Here is a 17,128-nt window from a genome sequence, read left to right as displayed (position 1 = left end):
GTCGAGCCGGCCGTGGCAGGCGACACACCGTTCCGGAAGCGACGCTTGCGGCGCAAGAGGTCGTCGGAGGCGAATCAGGGCGGTACAGGCCCGGCGGAAGGCGTAGCAGCGCCTGCCGAGCGGTCCGCCCTGCCACCCTCCCCGGGGGAGTGGGACGACGAGCGGGGCCTGTCGGCCTCGCTCGAAGCAGTCACGGCAGAAGCAGTCACGGCAATCGAAGGACACGAAGGAGTCGACACGGCCGATGGGGCCGGACAGGTCGACAGGACGGAGCCCGTGACCGGGGCAGGCCGTCTGAGTTCAGTGAAACGGGGAGCACGCAAGGGCGGGGAGAGCGCCAGGGCCGCGATCGGTCATATCGCCGACCTGATCATCGAGAACGCTCCCCGCATCCCTGTGCGCGATCTCGCGACCCTGCGCAAGCAGTTCCCGGGCCTCGGGCCCGAGGAGCTGGCCGACAAGCTCATCGCGGGCGCGAGCAGAGCCACCGCCACCGTCGGCGCCGGTATCGGCGCGGCGGCCATGATGCCCGTACCGCCCGCCATGTTCGCCGAGCTGGCGGCGGAGATCACCGGCGTGGCCTCGATCGAGATGAAGCTCGTCGCCGAGCTGCACGAGGTCTACGGGCTGCGCCCACCGGGCGGGGTCATCCAGCGTTCCAGCGCCTACATCACCTCCTGGACGGAGGAACGCGGCATCGACGTCGCCCACCCGACGACGGTCAACGCGGCGCTGGGCGGCCAGATGAAACGTGAGCTGCGCCAGCAGATCATGAAGCGCATGGTGCGCGATCTACCGAATCTCGTCCCGTTCATGGTCGGTGCCGCCGTCGGCGCGGTGATGAACCGGCGCGACACCAGAAAGCTCGCCGAACGGGTCAGGAAGGACCTGCGCAAGCGCCAGATCCCTTGGGACCGGCTTCCGCAGCTGCCGCCGCTGGAGCGTCCGGACGTCCTGCGCAAGGGCCTGCCGGGCGAGCCGGAGAGGTAGCCGGCGTTCCCCGGGGCCGCCCGACGGACCTCGGCGCGTCCTGCGTCCGGGCCCGCACCGCGCCGTGTGCCCAAGGGCTGTCCCGTAATCCCCGGTGGATCGGCGTGCGGCGTCAGATGCGGTGCATCGCAAGGCGGAGGGACGCCCTCAAACTGGATGTATTCGGGTGTTCCGACAACGCGGCAAGATGCCGTAGCTGTCGGTGCACGCCCGCCACGGCACAGCCCTTAGGCCCGCACCGCACTGAGTGCCGCGACCAGGGCCTGCGGCTCGCGGGTCGACAGATAGACGTACGGCGTCGGGTCCTGCGGGTCGGTGACCTCCACCCGGACCGCCGTCGGGATGTAGCTGCGCAGCAGCATGAACGCGCGGGTGTCCGCCTTGTACGAGCGCCAGGCGCGCGCCTCCTCCGCGTCCAGCACCTCGGCCGCGCCGAGCGCCGTCACCGGAATCCGTGCGTCACCGGCCACCAGGGCGCCCGCGACCACGCGGATCCTGGCGGAACCGTACGAGCTCACCGCGACGGCGGACAGGGCCGTACCGCCCACCAGGCCGGCCAGTAGCGGCAGGGTGCCGAGCGGCAGCAGCATCAGGGCGCAGGCGATGCCGACCAGGAAGGCGATGAGCCACCACGAGCGGGGCGCGGTCAGTCGTTCTTCGAAGGGCGGGGCGGAAGGCTGCATGAAGCCAAGCTTGGCACGGCGCGACCCACGGGTGGCCGCGCGGGTAAGGTCTGCGCCTGTGAGTGGAACATCTGCGGCTCTGAAGCCCCCGGTCGGCGCGGTGAAACCGGTCCGGCACCCCGAAGCCCCGGCACCCGGCGAACTCCTCGGCGCGCACTACGAACACTGTTTCGGCTGCGGCGAGGGGCAACAGCACGGACTGCACCTCCAGGCACGGGCCGGCGAGGGCGTCAGCGTCACGGCCGAGTTCACCGTGAAGGCAGCCCACCAGGGCGCCCCGGGACTGGCGCACGGGGGCATTCTGGCCACCGCGCTGGACGAGACGCTCGGCTCGCTGAACTGGCTGCTGCGGGTGATCGCGGTGACCGGGCGGCTGGAGACCGATTTCGTGCGGCCGGTGCCGGTGGACACGGTGCTGCACCTCGACGCCGAGATCACCGCGATGCACGGCCGGAAGATCTACTCCCGGGCGACCGGCCGGATCGGCGGGCCGGACGGACCCGTGGCGGTCCGTGCCGAGGCCCTTTTCGTCGAGGTCGAGGTCGGCCACTTCATCGAGAACGGCCGCCCGGCCGAGATCCAGGCCGCGATGGCCGACCCGGACCAGGTCAAGCGCGCCCGCGCGTTCGAGGTGAACCCCTGATGCGCCGTCCCGTGGACGTACTGATCCGCCGTGTCGACCCCGAGGTGCCGATTCCGGCCTATGGGCACCCCGGCGACGCCGGGGCCGACCTGGTGACCACCGAGGCCGCCGAACTGGCTCCGGGCGAGCGGGCGGTGCTGCCCACCGGGGTGTCGATCGCGCTGCCCGACGGGTACGCCGCGTTCGTGCACCCGCGGTCCGGTCTCGCCGCACGCTGCGGAGTCGCCCTCGTGAATGCCCCGGGGACGGTTGATGCCGGGTACCGTGGAGAGATCAAGGTGATCGTCATCAATCTCGACCCGCGCGAGCCCGTGCGGTTCGAGCGGTTCGACCGGATTGCCCAACTGGTCGTACAGCAGGTCGAGAAGGTGCGCTTCCACGAAGTGGCGGAGCTTCCCGGCTCGGCCCGCGGCGAGGGAGGGTTCGGATCGACCGGAGGCCATGCTTCCGGTGATGTCGATGGCGTCAGGGGCGGGATCACCCAGGGCGGGAACAGCTACGCTTCGGTCGTACCCGACCGGGAAGGACAGTGACGTGTTCGGACGTCGCAAGAAGAGTGGTTCCGCCGAGGACGTGGCGGACGAAGCGCGCGAGGCCGAGCAGGTCGTCGACGAGCTCGATGACGCCGATGGGGCCGCCAGCGGCTCGCGTCGGGTGAATCTTCCGCCGGCGCCGCGGCCGGACGGACCGTGGGACATCACCGAGGTCTCCCAGCCCGGCGAGGGCCGGGTCGACCTGGGCGGCATCTTCGTGCCCGGTGTCGAGGGGATGGAGCTGCGCGTCGAGGTGGCCGGTGACGCGATCGTCGCCGCGACCGTGGTGCTGCGCGACAGCGCCATCCAGCTGCAGGCCTTCGCCGCCCCCAAGAAGGAGGGCATCTGGGGCGAGGTCCGCGACGAGATCGCCGGGGGCATCACCCAGCAGGGCGGGATCATCGACGAGGTCGAGGGCCCGCTGGGCTGGGAGCTCCGTGCCCAGGTCCCCGTACAGCTCCCGGACGGGACGAACGGCGTGCAGCTGGTGCGCTTCGTCGGCGTCGACGGGCCGCGCTGGTTCCTGCGCGGAGTGATCTCCGGCCAGGGCGCCGTGCAGCCGGAGGCGGCGGGGCTGCTGGAGACGGTCTTCCGGGACACCGTGGTCGTCCGCGGCGAGGGCCCGATGGCGCCGCGCGACCCGATCGTCCTCAAGCTCCCCAACGACGCCCAGATGGTGCCCGAGGGCGTCCAGCAGGAGAGCCAGGAGGGCTCGAAGTTCTCCGGCGGCATGGGCCAGCTCCAGCGCGGCCCCGAGATCACCGAGGTGCGCTGAACCGCTGATCCGACGCACGCTGAACCGACGTGCGCCGAGCTGATACGGGCATGCGCCCGGCACAGCCGAAGGCCGGTGGGCCGTATCCCCTTCCCAGGGGGTCCGGCCCACCGGCCTTTTCGCATGCGTCCCAAGGGCCCGGGACGAGCTCCCGGTGTGCACGGCAGGGGCGCGTAAGGGGCGCGTATGGGGCACGTATGTGCGCCGTCAAGGGCCTGCCCCCGCCCGTAAGGAAGCCATCAACGCAGGCCGGAACGGCCGAAACGCGAGGTTTGCTCAAGCGGTCAGAGATTCCGTACCTCATCTAGGAGCACACGATGGCCGATGTGGCCTTCGTCGTCACCACGATCGCGGTGTTCGCGTTGGTGGCTCTCATCGCCAAGGGGGTGGCCAAGCTGTGACCGCCGAAAATGTCGTCGGCCTCGTCGTGGCCGTTGCCCTGCTGGGCTATCTCGTCCTCGCCCTTCTGTACCCGGAGAGGTTCTGAGCCCGATATGAGCCCCGTCCTCGCTGGTGTGCTCCAGGTCCTCGCGCTCGTTGCGGCGCTGGGGCTGGCGTACCGACCGCTCGGCGACTACATGGCCGGCGTCTACTCCTCGAAGAAGCACCTGCGCGTCGAGAAGTGGATGTACAAGGCCATCGGCGCCGATCCGAACACGCAGATGCGCTGGCCCGCGTATCTGCGTGGTGTGCTCGCCTTCTCCGCGGTGAGTGTTCTCTTCCTCTACCTGCTGCAGCGGCTCCAGGGCAGTCTGCCCGGATCGCTCGGCTTCTCCTCGATCGACCCCGACCAGGCGTTCAACACGGCGGCGTCGTTCGTCGCGAACACCAACTGGCAGTCGTACTACGGCGAGCAGGCCATGGGCCACGTCGTGCAGACCGGCGGCCTCGCGGTGCAGAACTTCGTCTCGGCCGCCGTCGGCATCGCCGTCGCGGTGGCGCTGGTGCGGGGATTCGCCCGCTCCCGCACGGGTGAGCTGGGCAACTTCTGGTCCGACCTGGTGCGCGGCACCGTACGGATCCTGCTGCCCATCGCCGTGGCCGGCGCGCTGGTGCTGGTCGCCTGCGGCGCCATCCAGAACTTCTCCGGCATTCACGAGGTCGGCCAGTTCACCGGCGGTTCGCAGCAGTGGAACGGCGGTGCCGTGGCCTCCCAGGAGGTCATCAAGGAGCTGGGTACGAACGGCGGCGGCTACTTCAACGCCAACTCGTCCCACCCGTTCGAGAACCCCAACGGGCTGTCCAACCTGTTCGAGATCTTCCTGATCCTGGTCATACCGTTCGCACTGACGCGGACGTTCGGCCGGATGGTCGGCTCGCTCAGGCAGGGCTACGCGATCCTGGCGACGATGGGCGTCATCTGGCTCGGCTTCACCTCCCTGATGATGTGGACCGAGTTCGCCCACCACGGGCCCGCCTTCGACATCGCGGGCGGGGCGATGGAGGGCAAGGAGACCCGGTTCGGGATCGCCGGCTCGTCGATCTTCGCCGTGGCCACCACGCTGACCTCGACCGGTGCGGTGAACTCCTTCCACTCCTCGTACACGGGATTCGGCGGCGGGATCACGATGCTGGGCATGCAGCTCGGCGAGATCGCGCCCGGCGGTGTCGGCTCCGGCCTCTACGGCATGCTGATCATGGCGATCATCGCGGTGTTCATCGCGGGTCTCATGGTCGGCCGTACGCCCGAGTACCTCGGCAAGAAGATCGGCACCCGCGAGATCAAGCTCGCCGCCTGCTACATCCTGATCACCCCGGCGCTGGTGCTCTGCTTCACCGCCGCGGCGATGGCGCTGCCCACCCCGCCCCACTCGATGACCAACACCGGTGCGCACGGATTCTCCGAGGTGCTGTACGCGTACACCTCGGGCGCGAACAACAACGGTTCGGCGTTCGCCGGGCTGAACGCGGACACGCAGTGGTTCAACACGACGATCGGTCTCGCGATGCTGCTGGGCCGGTTCCTGCCGATGGTGTTCGTGCTGGCGCTGGCCGGTTCGCTCGCCGAGCAGAAGCCCGTGCCGGCGACCGTGGGAACCCTGGGCACGCACAAGCCGCTCTTCAGCGGACTGCTGGCCGGCACCGTCCTGATCATCACCGGGCTGACCTACTTCCCGGCCCTGGCGCTGGGGCCGCTGGCCGAGGGGCTGGCGTCATGACCACTCGTACGAAGCAAGAGGACTCGATGTCCACTCTCACCCCCACCCGGGCACCGCACCAGGACGCGCCCACGGGTCACCAGAGCGAAGGACGCGTCGGCGGGGGCCTGTTCGACCCCAAGCAGCTGCTCAAGTCCTTCCCCGACGCGATACGCAAGCTCGACCCCCGGGTGATGGTCAAGTCCCCGGTGATGTTCGTGGTGCTGATCGGTTCGGTGTTCACCACCGTGCTGGCGTGCCTGGACCCCGGCGACTGGTTCGGCTGGGCGATCGCGGTCTGGCTGTGGCTGACCACGATCTTCGCCAACCTGGCGGAGGCGGTCGCCGAGGGGCGCGGCAAGGCGCAGGCCGACACCCTGCGCAGGGCCAAGACCGACACCGTCGCCCGGCGGATGACCGGCGGGAACGAGGAGCGGGTGCCGGGCACCGAGCTCCGCGTCGGCGACCTGGTGGTCTGCGAGGCCGGAGACATCATTCCCGGCGACGGAGACGTCGTCGAGGGTGTGGCGAGCGTGGACGAGTCCGCGATCACGGGTGAGTCGGCGCCGGTCATCCGGGAGTCCGGTGGCGACCGCAGTGCCGTCACCGGCGGTACGAAGGTGCTCTCCGACCGCATCGTCATCAAGATCACGACCAGGCCCGGCGAGACGTTCATCGACCGGATGATCGCCCTGGTCGAGGGCGCCGCCCGGCAGAAGACGCCCAACGAGATCGCGCTGAACATCCTGCTCGCGTCCCTCACCGTCGTCTTCCTGCTCGCCGTCGTCACCCTCCAGCCCTTCGCGATCTACGCGGGCCAGAAGCAGTCGATGATCGTGCTGACCGCCCTGCTGGTCTGCCTGATCCCGACGACCATCGGCGCCCTGCTCTCCGCGATCGGCATCGCCGGTATGGACCGGCTGGTGCAGCGCAACGTGCTCGCCATGTCGGGGCGGGCCGTCGAGGCCGCCGGAGACGTCTCGACCCTGTTGCTCGACAAGACCGGCACCATCACGCTCGGCAACCGGCAGGCCGCCGAGTTCGTCCCCGTCCGGGGCACGACCGAGGCCGAACTGGCGGACGCGGCCCAGCTGTCCTCACTGGCCGACGAGACGCCCGAGGGCCGCTCGATCGTCGTGCTCGCCAAGGAGAAGTACGGGCTGCGCGAACGCCACCAGGGCGAGCTGCGGCAGGCCGAGTGGGTCGCGTTCACCGCCCAGACGCGCATGTCCGGCGTGGACGTCGACGGACGCAAGGTCCGCAAGGGCGCGACCGGGTCGGTCGTCGCCTGGGTCAAGGAGCGCGGCGGCAGTGTCTCCCCGGACGCGCAGGCGCTCACCGACCGGATCTCCGAGGCCGGCGGCACACCGCTGCTGGTTGCCCGGGAGGACGAGCACGGCGCCCGCGTCCTGGGGGTCATCCACCTCAAGGACGTCGTCAAGGAGGGCATGCGGGAGCGGTTCGACGAGCTGCGCCGCATGGGCATCAAGACGGTCATGATCACGGGCGACAACCCGCTGACCGCGAAGGCCATCGCCGAGGAGGCGGGGGTCGACGACTTCCTCGCCGAGGCCACCCCCGAGGACAAGATGGCCCTCATCAAGCGGGAGCAGGCGGGCGGCAAGCTCGTCGCGATGACGGGTGACGGCACCAACGACGCGCCCGCGCTGGCCCAGGCGGATGTCGGCGTGGCCATGAACACCGGAACCTCGGCCGCCAAGGAGGCCGGGAACATGGTGGACCTGGACTCCAACCCGACCAAGCTGATCGAGATCGTCGAGATCGGCAAGCAGCTGCTCATCACCCGTGGCGCGCTGACCACCTTCTCGATCGCCAACGACGTCGCGAAATACTTCGCGATCATCCCGGCGATGTTCGCGGTGGTCTACCCCGGTCTGGACAAGCTCAACATCATGCAGCTGTCCTCGCCCCAGTCCGCGATCCTGTCCGCCGTCGTCTTCAACGCGCTGATCATCGTCGCGCTGGTCCCGCTCGCCCTGAAGGGCGTGCGCTACCGGCCCAGCAGCGCCGACTCGATGCTCCGGCGCAACCTCGGGATCTACGGACTCGGCGGTCTGGTCGCCCCGTTCATCGGCATCAAGATCATCGACCTGATCATCTCCCACATCCCCGGAATCGGCTGACCTGCCATGAACAACTCCGTAGCAAACACCGCCCGGTTGCTCTGGGCCGGGCTGCGCGCCCTGCTCGTCCTCACCGTCGTCTGCGGCGTGCTCTACCCGCTCGCCGTCACCGGTGTCGCCCAGGGCGTCTTCCCCGACAAGGCCAATGGCTCCGAGATCACCGCGAACGGCAAGGTCGTCGGCTCCGAACTCATCGGCCAGCGCTACGACCTGCCGCTGAAGAAGGGACAGCAGACCGCGGCCCCGGACCTCAAGTGGTTCCAGCCGCGCCCGTCCAACGGCCTCGGCACCAACAGCGTCAACACCCGGTACAAGCTGATCCTCTCCGGCGCGACCAACCGCTCCGGCGACAACAAGGAACTCATCGACTGGGTCACCGCTGCCAAGGCCGCGGTGGTCAAGGACAACTCCGTGCCCGGCCACCCCGTCAGCCCCGCCGATGTGCCGGCCGACGCCGTCACCTCCTCGGGCTCCGGCCTCGACCCCGCCATCTCCCCGGCGTACGCACGGCTCCAGGTGCGCCGTGTCGCCGAACGCAACCATCTCGGCGTCGCCCAGGTGGAGAGGCTCGTCGAGCATCACACGGACGGCCGGATCCTCGGCTTCGTGGGAGAGCCGCGGGTCAACGTCCTCCAGCTCAACATCGCCCTCAAGCAGTTGGTGAACGAGGGCTGAGCGGCTTTCGGGAAGCTCGGGGGAGCCCGACGACACCTCGGTGCCGTCGGGCTCCCCGGCGTTCCGGTCTAGGACGTGCCCAGGCTGCCCGGGTAGAGGTACTTCGCCGGCGGGACGACCGTGCCGTCCACCCAGGCCCCGAAGAAGCCCGTGAGGTCCTTGCCCGAGACCTTCGCGGCCAGCGCCTCGAACTGCCGGAACGAGGCGTTGCCGTACGCGTGGTCGTGGGTCCAGGTCTTGAGCGTTCCGAAGAACGCGTCGTCACCGACCGTGCGCCGCAGGGCGTGCAGCATCAGGGAACCCTTGAAGTACAGCGCGCTGTCCAGCTCCTTTCCCTGGCCGGGGTCGTAGAGCCTGGTCGACCAGAACGACGGATCGTCCTTGTTCTCCTCGACCTCGGGGAGGTAGTAGTCCTTGTCGAGGTCGGTGCCCTTGTGCTCCTCCCACAGCTGCCCGGCGTACTGGGCGACACACTCCGCGATGCAGCCGTCCCGCCAGTCCTTGAACGACACGCTGTCGCCGAACCACTGGTGGGTGTTCTCGTGGACCAGCGAGCTGTCGAAGAACATCGTGCTGAACGTGGGGCGGCTCTGCGTCTCCATGGCGACGGGGCCGTCGGTGGGATCCTTCGTGGCACCGACGACGATGGCGCCCGCCGAGGAGAAGGGGTACGGGCCGAACTTCGCGGTCAGGAAGTCCAGGATCTCCGTCTGCTCGGCCTCCGCGTCGAGGTCGATGACGGCGTCCGGGCTGTACGCCGTGATGACCGGCGTTCCGGCGGACGTCTTCCCCCGGTGGACGGTGAACCTGTCGATGGCGACGGTGCTGAGGTATGTCGCCATCGGTCGGTCCTCGGACCAGCGGAAGGTCTTCTTGCCGTCCTTGGCGGTGGCCGGGCCGGGCAGGCCGTTGCCGACGACCGTCCAGCCCTCGGGCACCGTCGCGGTGAGGTCGAAGGTGGCCTTGTCGGACGGGTGGTCGTTGGCGGGATACCAGGAGGTCGCGGCGTGCGGTTCGCCCGTCACGTACGCGCCGCCGCTCTTCAGCGTGTGCCAGCCCTCGGCGTCGGGCTTGCCGGCGTACGTCACCCGGACCGCGAACGTCGTGCCCTTCGCGATCGGGCGGGCCGGGGTGATGACCAGCTTGTGGGCGCCGGACCGGGAGAACGCCTTCGCCGGGGTGCCGTTCACCGAGACCGATGCCACGGTGAAGCCCTTGAGGTCCAGACTGAAGCGGTCCAGGCCGGTCAGGGCGCGGGCGGTGACGGTGGTGTCGCCGTCCAGGCGGTCGGTGCGCGCCGGGTCGTAGGCGATGCGGACGTCGTAGTGCGACACGTCGTAGCCGGAGTTGCCGTCGTCGGGGAAGTACGGGTCACCGACGCCCGGACCGCCGATGGCGGCCGAGGCGGGGACGGTGGCCAGCAGGGAGCCGCTCACGACCGCGGCCACGAGGGCGGCGGCGGTCCTGCGGCGTCGATTCAGCAGTCTGCGCATGTCTCGTTCCTGGGATGGGGGTCAACGCCGGGGAGCGGCGGCGGCAAGTTTCCACAGCACGCCGATGAGGGCGTCGGTGCTGGTGGTCTCCGTCTTCGGGTCCACGTTGGCGAGGTCGTCGCACGCCTCGTGGATGCAGTCCGAGATGCCGGTGCTGAAACCGGACGACGGAATGCCGGCGTTTCCGAACGACTCGTGGTCCGAACCGCCGACACCGATGTCGAACGTGGGGATGTCCCGCTCGGCGAACCACGCCTCGAACGCCTGCTGGGCCTCGGTCTCACCGTGCTCGTTGTCGTGGACGACGAGCCACTGCTGGGTGTTCTTGCTGCCCGCCTGGTCGAAGTTGAGATAGACGTCGATCTTGCGGCGCTCGGCGGCGGAGAGTTTCCCGACGTAGTCCGCCGAGCCGATCAGCCCCAGCTCCTCCGCGCCCCACCACGCGAACCGGAGGTGCCGCTCGGGCTTGAGACCGGACTCGGCCACCTGGAGGGCGGCGGCCAGGACCGCGGCCGAGCCCGAGCCGTTGTCGTTGATTCCCGGGCCCTCCTTGACGCTGTCGAGGTGGGCGCCGGTCAGGAGCACGTGGTCCGGGTCGCCGCCCGGCCAGTCGGCGATCAGGTTGCTGCCGGTGGCGCCGTCGTACGTGAAGGGGACCAGTTTCGTGCGGAAACCCGCCCGGTCCAGGGCGCTCTTCACATACGCGACCGAGTCCGCGTACCCCTTCGTGCCGTGCGCGCGGTTGCCGCCGTTGCGGTCGGCGATGCGTTGCAGCGCGCGCAGGTGGGGCATCACCTGCTGCTCGGAGACGGTGGGGGCCTGTGCTTTCCCGGCCGTGGTGGTGGCCTGTGCTTCCCCGGCGGCGGTGGCGGCCGGTACCGCGGACAGGACCAGGGATATTCCGAGGGCTCCGGCGGCCAGCCCGGGAAGACTCCTTCGTAACGTCATACGCTCCCTTTCAAGGACGGGGCTCTCGCCCCGGTGGACCTTGGCCAGACTGGTCAGTCGGTGTCAGGAAGTTGTCGGGAAGCGGTCGTCCTCCGATGAGGGAGCCGCCGGGCCGCCGGCCCCCGGGTCCGACGAGCCGTCAAGCCCGTGCCGGATGCCCGCGTTCGGCTCTCGCGGAGCTCCTGCGGCGGCCCCGGCGCAGCGCCGGGACCGCCCGGACTCCTGATCAACGCCCTCCGGCCATTGCCCAGCCCCGGGTCACATGCACATACTGGCGGCCGACGGGACCGAGCACGCACGGGGGAGAGACATGTACGGGGGAGAAGCATGACCGACAACACGGGCCGGACGAGCACCGGCGGGCAGGGCGGTGCCGCAGTCGCCGAGGACCCGGCCCGCGGACCCATGCTCCGGGTCGAGGACCTGCATCGCTCGTACGGTTCCGGCGCCGGGGCCGTGCACGCGCTGCGCGGGGTGTCGTTCGAGGTGCCGCGCGGCGAGCTGGTCGCGCTCAAGGGCCGCTCGGGCTCCGGCAAGACCACGCTCCTCAACCTGGTCGGCGGCCTCGACAGCCCCGACGGCGGCCGGATCACCGTCGACGGTACGGACCTCGCCGACCTCGGCGAGAACGAGCTCCTGGAACTGCGCCGGGACCGGATCGGCTTCATCTTCCAGTCGTTCGGCCTGATCCCGATCCTGACCGCCGCGGAGAACGTCGGCGTACCCATGCGGCTGCGCAAGGCGGACCCCCGCGAGCGCGAGGACCGGGTGGCGCTGCTGCTCTCCATGGTCGGCCTCGCCGACCATGCCGCTCAGCGCCCCGGGGAACTCTCCGGCGGCCAGCAGCAGCGCGTCGCGATCGCCCGCGCGCTGGCCAACCGCCCCGCGCTGCTGATCGCGGACGAGCCGACTGGGCAGCTCGACGCGGAGACCGGGCTCGCGGTGATGGAGCTGCTGCGGGCGGTGGTACGGAGCGAGGGTGTCACCGCGCTGGTGGCGACGCACGACGCGCAGCTGCTGGGGCTGGCGGACCGGGTGCTGGAGCTGAGCGACGGGCACATCGTCGAGCACGAGTAGCGGGCGGGGCGGCACGGGACGGGGGAGGAGGCCGGGCCCGCCCGGGTGGGCTCCGATCCCGCCGGATCGGGCCACCGAGCCCGCCCCGGGCGCCGGAATCCCGCACGGCCGACCCGCTGAGCGGCGGCCCGCGCGTCAGAATCCTGTCAATTCGGTCCCTCACCCCACCCCGCGTCCCATATGCCGGGAATCCTCGGGGTAGCTTCGAACCGGCTGCCGCATCGGCCGCAGCCGGTTCAGAGAAGACAATGGGGCCATGGCACGCGGCAAGCTTCGGATCTACCTGGGTGCGGCACCCGGCGTCGGCAAGACGTACGCGATGCTCTCCGAGGCCCATCGGCGCGTGGAGCGGGGCACCGACTGCGTCGTCGCCTTCGTGGAGCACCACGACCGCCCGCGCACCGAGGTGATGTTGCACGGCCTGGAGCAGATCCGGCGGCGCGAGATCGAGTACCGCTCGGCCGTCTTCACCGAGATGGACGTGGACGCGGTACTGGAGCGCGCCCCGGCCGTCGCCCTGGTGGACGAACTGGCGCACACCAATGTGCCGGGCTCCCGCAACGCCAAACGGTGGCAGGACGTCGAAGAGCTCCTCCAGGCCGGCATAGACGTGATCTCCACCGTCAACATCCAGCACCTGGAATCACTCGGCGACGTTGTCGAGGCGATAACCGGCGTACGCCAGCGCGAGACGGTCCCCGACGAGGTCGTCCGCAGGGCCGACCAGCTCGAACTCGTCGACATGTCGCCCCAGGCACTGCGCCGCCGGATGGCCCACGGCAACATCTACAAGCCGGACCGGATCGACGCGTCGCTGTCCAACTACTTCCGTCCGGGCAACCTGACCGCCCTGCGCGAGCTGGCCCTTCTCTGGGTCGCCGACCGGGTCGACGAATACCTTCAGCAGTACCGCGGCGAGCACAACATCCGCACCACCTGGCAGGCCCGCGAACGCATCGTCGTCGGACTCACCGGCGGCCCCGAGGGCCGTACGCTCATCCGCCGCGCGTCCCGCATGGCGGCCAAGGGCTCCGGCAGCGAGATCCTCGCCGTCTACATCGCCCGCAGCGACGGACTGACCTCCGCCTCGCCCAAGGAACTCGCCGTCCAGCGCACCCTCGTGGAGGACCTCGGAGGCACGTTCCACCACGTCATCGGCGACGACATACCGTCGGCGCTCCTCGAATTCGCCCGTGGGGTGAACGCCACGCAGATCGTCCTCGGCTCCAGCCGCCGCAAGGCCTGGCAGTACATCTACGGTCCGGGCGTGGGCGCCACGGTCGCCCGGGAGTCCGGCCCCGATCTCGACGTCCACATCGTCACCCACGAAGAGGTCGCCAAGGGCCGCGGGCTGCCCATCGCCCGCGGCGCCCGGCTGGGCCGGGTCCGGATCATCTGGGGCTGGCTGGTCGGGGTCGGTGGCCCGGCCCTTCTCACCCTGCTCCTGACCGGCCTGGACAACGGCCCCGGGCTCGCCAACGACGTTCTGCTCTTCCTCTTCATGACCGTCGCCGCGGCCCTGCTCGGCGGTCTGCTGCCCGCCCTCGCCTCGGCCGCCGTCGGCTCGCTGCTGCTGAACTACTGGTTCACCCCGCCCACGCACACGCTGACCGTCCAGGACCCGGAGAACTTCGTCGCCATCGTGATCTTCTTCGCGGTGGCCGTCTCGGTCGCCTCGGTCGTCGATCTGGCGGCCCGCCGTACGCACCAGGCGGCCCGGCTGCGGGCCGAGTCGGAGATCCTCTCCTTCCTGGCGGGCAGCGTGCTGCGCGGCGAGACCACCCTGGACGCGCTTCTGGACCGGGTCCGCGAGACCTTCGGCATGGAGTCCGTCGCCCTGCTGGAACGGCAGAGCGATGTCGACCCGTGGACCTGCGCCGGGAGCGTCGGGCCGGCCCCGGTGGCCCGGCCGGAGGACGCCGACGTGGACATGCCGGTCGGCGACCACATGGCGCTCGCGCTCTCCGGCCGGGTGCTGCCCGCGGAGGACCGCCGGGTGCTCGGCGCGTTCGCCGCCCAGGCCGCCGTCGTACTGGACCGGCAACGCCTGGTCGGCCAGGCGGAGGAGGCCCGGCGGCTCGCCGAGGGGAACCGGATCAGGACGGCGCTGCTCGCCGCGGTCAGCCACGATCTGCGTACCCCGCTCGCCGCCATCAAGGCCGCCGTGAGCTCCCTCCGCTCCGACGACGTCGCCTGGTCCGAGGAGGACGAGGCCGAACTCCTGGAGGGCATCGAGAACGGCGCCGACCGCCTCGACCACCTCGTGGGCAACCTCCTGGACATGTCCAGGCTGCAGACCGGTACCGTCACTCCGCTGATCCGCGAGATCGACCTCGACGAGGTGGTCCCGATGGCACTCGGCGGCGTCCCCGAGGGCAGTGTGGACCTGGACATCCCCGAGACCCTGCCGATGGTCGACGTCGACCCCGGTCTGCTGGAGCGGGCCGTCGCCAACATCGTCGAGAACGCGGTCAAGTACAGCCCCTACGGCGAACGCGTCATCGTGTCCGCCAGCGCGCTCGGCTCACGCGTCGAGCTGCGGGTGGCCGACCGCGGCCCCGGCGTCCCCGAAGACGCCAAGGAGCGCATCTTCGAGCCCTTCCAGCGCTACGGCGACGCTCCGCGCGGTGCGGGCGTCGGACTGGGCCTCGCCGTCGCCCGCGGCTTCGTGGAATCCATGGGCGGCACGCTGGACGCCGAGGACACCCCCGGCGGCGGCCTCACCATGGTGCTGACGCTCAAGGCGGCATCGGGATACGTTCCGGTCAGCCCCGACCTGCCCGCGCGGGTCACCTCATGACCTCGCAGGTCATCTCATGATCTCCGCAACGTTCCGGGAGATCGCCGTACAGCAGAAAGGCAGGGCCCCCATGACCAGGGTGCTTGTGGTCGACGACGAGCCGCAGATCGTACGCGCCCTCGTGATCAATCTGAAGGCACGCAAGTACGAGGTGGACGCCGCGCCCGACGGCGCGACCGCCCTTCAGCTCGCCGCCGCCCGCCACCCCGATGTGGTCGTCCTCGACCTCGGACTGCCCGACATGGACGGCGTCGAGGTGATCAAGGGGCTGCGCGGCTGGACCCGGGTGCCGATCCTGGTGCTCTCCGCCCGCCACACCTCCGACGAGAAGGTCGAGGCGCTGGACGCCGGCGCCGACGACTACGTCACCAAGCCGTTCGGCATGGACGAGCTGCTGGCCCGGCTGCGTGCCTCGGTCCGCCGCGCCGAACCCGTCGGCCAGCACGGCTCCGACGACATCGTGACCGTCGAGACCGAGGGGTTCACCGTCGACCTGGCGGCGAAGAAGGTCCACCGCGAGGGCCGCGACGTACGGCTCACCCCCACCGAGTGGCACCTTCTGGAGGTGCTGGTCCGCAACAGCGGCCGCCTCGTCAGCCAGAAGCAGCTGCTCCAGGAGGTCTGGGGGCCCTCGTACGGCACCGAGACCAACTACCTGCGGGTCTACATGGCGCAGCTGAGGCGCAAGCTGGAGGCCGACCCCTCGCACCCGCGGCACTTCGTCACCGAGCCGGGGATGGGCTACCGCTTCGAGCGCGGCTGAACGGGCCGCGCCCGGCAACGCGCACGCCCTGACGTCGCGGACGGCCCGGCTCCGCACCCCCCCCGCGTCGCAGGGCGGCCGGGCTTCGCCTCCCCCGCGTCGCAGGGCGGCCCGGCTCCGCGGCCTTCCGCGTCGCAGGACTTCCCCGCTCCGCAACCCTGGTGGGCAACCCGGTCGAGTGAGACCCGGGACACCCGCTCGGAGCACAGGAGACCGGTACCCTTCGGTTATGAGTGCTGTTCCTCGATTCGAGAAGCCCGGCAAGGCGGCGAAACCGTCCGGCCGCTTCCGGCGGATGCTCGACCGGCTGTCCAGTTCCCAGGAGGACCTGGAGTCCGAGGAGCTTCAGGAGGACGCGCAGGCGTCGGGGTGCACGCGGATCTCCGAATGCACCGATCGGCAGATCGTGAAGGTGACTGGTACGTTGCGGACCGTCACCCTGCGGCCGCGCGCCGGAGTGCCCGCCCTGGAGGCCGAGCTCTTCGACGGCACCGCGCCGCTGGACGTGGTCTGGCTGGGCCGGCGCTCCATCGTGGGCATAGAACCGGGACGCAAGCTCATCGCCTCGGGCCGGATCGCCATGAGCCATGGACGCCGGGTGCTGTTCAACCCCAAATACGAACTCCGACCGCTCGGCAAGGAGTAGCCGGTGACGTCTCTTGACAAGCCGACGTCCGACACGGACCGCATCACCCGCACCGACCAGCAGGAGGCTGACGCGAAGGCGGTCACCGAGGCAGCGCTCTTCGAGGCGTTCGGCGGTGTCCGGGGGATGGTGGAGACAGTCCTTCCCGGGCTGCTCTTCGTCACGATCTTCACGATCAACAAGGATCTGCACCTCTCGGCCATCGCGGCCCTGGTGGTTTCCCTGGTCCTCGTCGCCGTACGGCTGATCCGCAGAGACACCGTCAAGCACGCCTTCAGCGGTGTCTTCGGTGTGGCCTTCGGTGTGGTCTTCGCGATGATGACCGGCAATGCCAAGGACTTCTATCTGCCGGGCATGCTCTACACGCTCGGCCTGGCCCTCGCCTACCTGATCACCACCCTCGCCGGGGTGCCGCTGATCGGCCTGATCCTGGGCCCGGTGTTCAAGGAGAACCTCTCCTGGCGCACCAGGAACCCCGGCCGCAAGAAGGCGTACGCCAAGTCCAGTTACGCCTGGGGTCTGATCCTGCTCGCCAAGTGCGCGATCCTCTTCCCGCTGTACTGGTGGGCCGACACCACGCAGTTCGGCTGGGTCCTGGTCGCGCTGAAGATTCCCCCGTTCCTGCTCGCGGTCTATCTGACCTGGGTGTTCCTCGCCAAGGCGCCGCCGCCCATCGACGTCTTCGCCGAGATGGAGGCGCAGGAGCAGGCCGAGAAGGTCCGCAAGGCGGAAGCGGCTGCCGCCGCGACGCGCCACGAGGACTACTGAACCGTCCTGGACAGGCAGAAGGGGCCCGGAACCGTGTGGAACGGTTCCGGGC

At 70.1% G+C, this 17,128-nt stretch carries 16 protein-coding genes; 13 read left to right on the top strand and 3 right to left on the bottom strand.

Going from position 1 to position 17,128, the window contains the following annotated elements; genetic code table 11:
* Positions 1–12 precede the first annotated feature (12 nt).
* Positions 13–990, top strand: a complete 978-nt coding sequence (locus ACFVT1_RS35900; RefSeq protein WP_389803562.1) for a hypothetical protein — start codon at positions 13–15, stop codon at positions 988–990.
* Between the two features lie 227 nt (positions 991–1,217).
* Here the strand turns inward: ACFVT1_RS35900 and ACFVT1_RS35895 are convergent, their stop codons facing one another.
* Positions 1,218–1,673 carry a DUF3093 domain-containing protein gene (locus tag ACFVT1_RS35895; protein ID WP_389803560.1) on the bottom strand — a complete coding sequence of 152 codons (456 nt, stop codon included), beginning with the start codon at positions 1,671–1,673 and terminating at the stop codon, positions 1,218–1,220.
* Between the two features lie 58 nt (positions 1,674–1,731).
* On the opposite strand from ACFVT1_RS35895, the gene ACFVT1_RS35890 reads away from it, so the two are divergent.
* The 7 genes from ACFVT1_RS35890 to ACFVT1_RS35860 all read left to right on the top strand — a co-directional run bounded on the left by ACFVT1_RS35890 (position 1,732) and on the right by ACFVT1_RS35860 (position 8,581).
* Positions 1,732–2,316, top strand: a complete 585-nt coding sequence (locus ACFVT1_RS35890; protein ID WP_389803557.1) for a PaaI family thioesterase — start codon at positions 1,732–1,734, stop codon at positions 2,314–2,316.
* Entirely contained in the window at positions 2,316–2,849 is a 534-nt protein-coding gene (dut, locus tag ACFVT1_RS35885; RefSeq protein WP_362203692.1) for a dUTP diphosphatase, read from the top strand. The genes ACFVT1_RS35890 and dut overlap by 1 nt, the downstream gene beginning before the upstream one ends.
* 1 nt (position 2,850) lies before the next feature.
* Positions 2,851–3,624 (top strand): DUF3710 domain-containing protein, encoded by a 774-nt coding sequence (locus ACFVT1_RS35880; RefSeq protein WP_389803554.1) that lies wholly within the window; start codon positions 2,851–2,853, stop codon positions 3,622–3,624.
* A 397-nt stretch (positions 3,625–4,021) separates the two neighbouring features.
* Entirely contained in the window at positions 4,022–4,111 is a 90-nt protein-coding gene (gene kdpF, locus ACFVT1_RS35875; protein WP_037777601.1) for a K(+)-transporting ATPase subunit F, read from the top strand.
* 7 nt (positions 4,112–4,118) lie between these two features.
* On the top strand, positions 4,119–5,783 hold the full coding sequence (gene kdpA / locus ACFVT1_RS35870; RefSeq protein WP_389803551.1) for a potassium-transporting ATPase subunit KdpA: 1,665 nt from the start codon (positions 4,119–4,121) through the stop codon (positions 5,781–5,783).
* The gene (gene kdpB, locus ACFVT1_RS35865) at positions 5,780–7,906 is read left to right on the top strand and encodes a potassium-transporting ATPase subunit KdpB (protein WP_389803548.1); all 2,127 of its coding nucleotides are present in this window, start codon (positions 5,780–5,782) and stop codon (positions 7,904–7,906) included. Before kdpA ends, kdpB begins: the two co-directional genes overlap by 4 nt.
* A gap of 6 nt (positions 7,907–7,912) precedes the next feature.
* Positions 7,913–8,581 carry a potassium-transporting ATPase subunit C gene (locus ACFVT1_RS35860; protein WP_389803545.1) on the top strand — a complete coding sequence of 223 codons (669 nt, stop codon included), beginning with the start codon at positions 7,913–7,915 and terminating at the stop codon, positions 8,579–8,581.
* Between the two features lie 68 nt (positions 8,582–8,649).
* On the opposite strand, the gene ACFVT1_RS35855 is transcribed toward ACFVT1_RS35860, so the two are convergent.
* Both ACFVT1_RS35855 and ACFVT1_RS35850 read right to left on the bottom strand, forming a co-directional pair.
* The gene (locus ACFVT1_RS35855; RefSeq protein ID WP_389803542.1) at positions 8,650–10,074 is read right to left on the bottom strand and encodes a M1 family metallopeptidase; all 1,425 of its coding nucleotides are present in this window, start codon (positions 10,072–10,074) and stop codon (positions 8,650–8,652) included.
* Positions 10,075–10,095: 21 nt separating this feature from the next.
* Positions 10,096–11,022 carry a M20/M25/M40 family metallo-hydrolase gene (locus ACFVT1_RS35850; RefSeq protein ID WP_389803539.1) on the bottom strand — a complete coding sequence of 309 codons (927 nt, stop codon included), beginning with the start codon at positions 11,020–11,022 and terminating at the stop codon, positions 10,096–10,098.
* 327 nt (positions 11,023–11,349) lie between these two features.
* On the opposite strand from ACFVT1_RS35850, the gene ACFVT1_RS35845 reads away from it, so the two are divergent.
* From ACFVT1_RS35845 to ACFVT1_RS35825, 5 genes are all read left to right on the top strand, one after another.
* A complete protein-coding gene (locus ACFVT1_RS35845; RefSeq protein ID WP_389803537.1) occupies positions 11,350–12,099 on the top strand; it encodes an ABC transporter ATP-binding protein in 750 nt (249 codons plus the stop codon).
* Positions 12,100–12,355: 256 nt separating this feature from the next.
* Entirely contained in the window at positions 12,356–14,899 is a 2,544-nt protein-coding gene (locus ACFVT1_RS35840) for an ATP-binding protein (RefSeq protein WP_389803534.1), read from the top strand.
* 70 nt (positions 14,900–14,969) lie between these two features.
* Positions 14,970–15,662, top strand: coding sequence for a response regulator (locus tag ACFVT1_RS35835; RefSeq protein ID WP_389803690.1), 693 nt, complete (start codon positions 14,970–14,972; stop codon positions 15,660–15,662).
* A 229-nt stretch (positions 15,663–15,891) separates the two neighbouring features.
* Positions 15,892–16,308: an OB-fold nucleic acid binding domain-containing protein gene (locus tag ACFVT1_RS35830; RefSeq protein WP_362212782.1), complete on the top strand. Its 417-nt coding sequence runs from the start codon at positions 15,892–15,894 to the stop codon at positions 16,306–16,308.
* Between the two features lie 3 nt (positions 16,309–16,311).
* Positions 16,312–17,076: a DUF3159 domain-containing protein gene (locus tag ACFVT1_RS35825; protein ID WP_389803530.1), complete on the top strand. Its 765-nt coding sequence runs from the start codon at positions 16,312–16,314 to the stop codon at positions 17,074–17,076.
* Positions 17,077–17,128: the final 52 nt, after the last annotated feature.

The organism is Streptomyces sp. NPDC057963 (genome assembly GCF_042887155.1).
GTDB lineage: Bacteria > Actinomycetota > Actinomycetes > Streptomycetales > Streptomycetaceae > Streptomyces.
This window is presented reverse-complemented; position numbering and strand designations above follow the sequence as displayed.

Bases quoted from the DNA above. Each gene is read 5' to 3' on its own strand.
- ACFVT1_RS35855 (WP_389803542.1), bottom strand. From the start codon at position 10,074: ATGCGCAGACTGCTGAATCGACGCCGCAGGACCGCCGCCGCCCTCGTG.
- ACFVT1_RS35830 (WP_362212782.1), top strand. From the start codon at position 15,892: ATGAGTGCTGTTCCTCGATTCGAGAAGCCCGGCAAGGCGGCGAAACCG.
- ACFVT1_RS35860 (WP_389803545.1), top strand. From the start codon at position 7,913: ATGAACAACTCCGTAGCAAACACCGCCCGGTTGCTCTGGGCCGGGCTG.
- ACFVT1_RS35845 (WP_389803537.1), top strand. From the start codon at position 11,350: ATGACCGACAACACGGGCCGGACGAGCACCGGCGGGCAGGGCGGTGCC.
- ACFVT1_RS35850 (WP_389803539.1), bottom strand. From the start codon at position 11,022: ATGACGTTACGAAGGAGTCTTCCCGGGCTGGCCGCCGGAGCCCTCGGA.
- ACFVT1_RS35840 (WP_389803534.1), top strand. From the start codon at position 12,356: ATGGCACGCGGCAAGCTTCGGATCTACCTGGGTGCGGCACCCGGCGTC.
- kdpA (WP_389803551.1), top strand. From the start codon at position 4,119: ATGAGCCCCGTCCTCGCTGGTGTGCTCCAGGTCCTCGCGCTCGTTGCG.
- kdpB (WP_389803548.1), top strand. From the start codon at position 5,780: ATGACCACTCGTACGAAGCAAGAGGACTCGATGTCCACTCTCACCCCC.
- ACFVT1_RS35835 (WP_389803690.1), top strand. From the start codon at position 14,970: ATGACCAGGGTGCTTGTGGTCGACGACGAGCCGCAGATCGTACGCGCC.
- dut (WP_362203692.1), top strand. From the start codon at position 2,316: ATGCGCCGTCCCGTGGACGTACTGATCCGCCGTGTCGACCCCGAGGTG.
- ACFVT1_RS35895 (WP_389803560.1), bottom strand. From the start codon at position 1,673: ATGCAGCCTTCCGCCCCGCCCTTCGAAGAACGACTGACCGCGCCCCGC.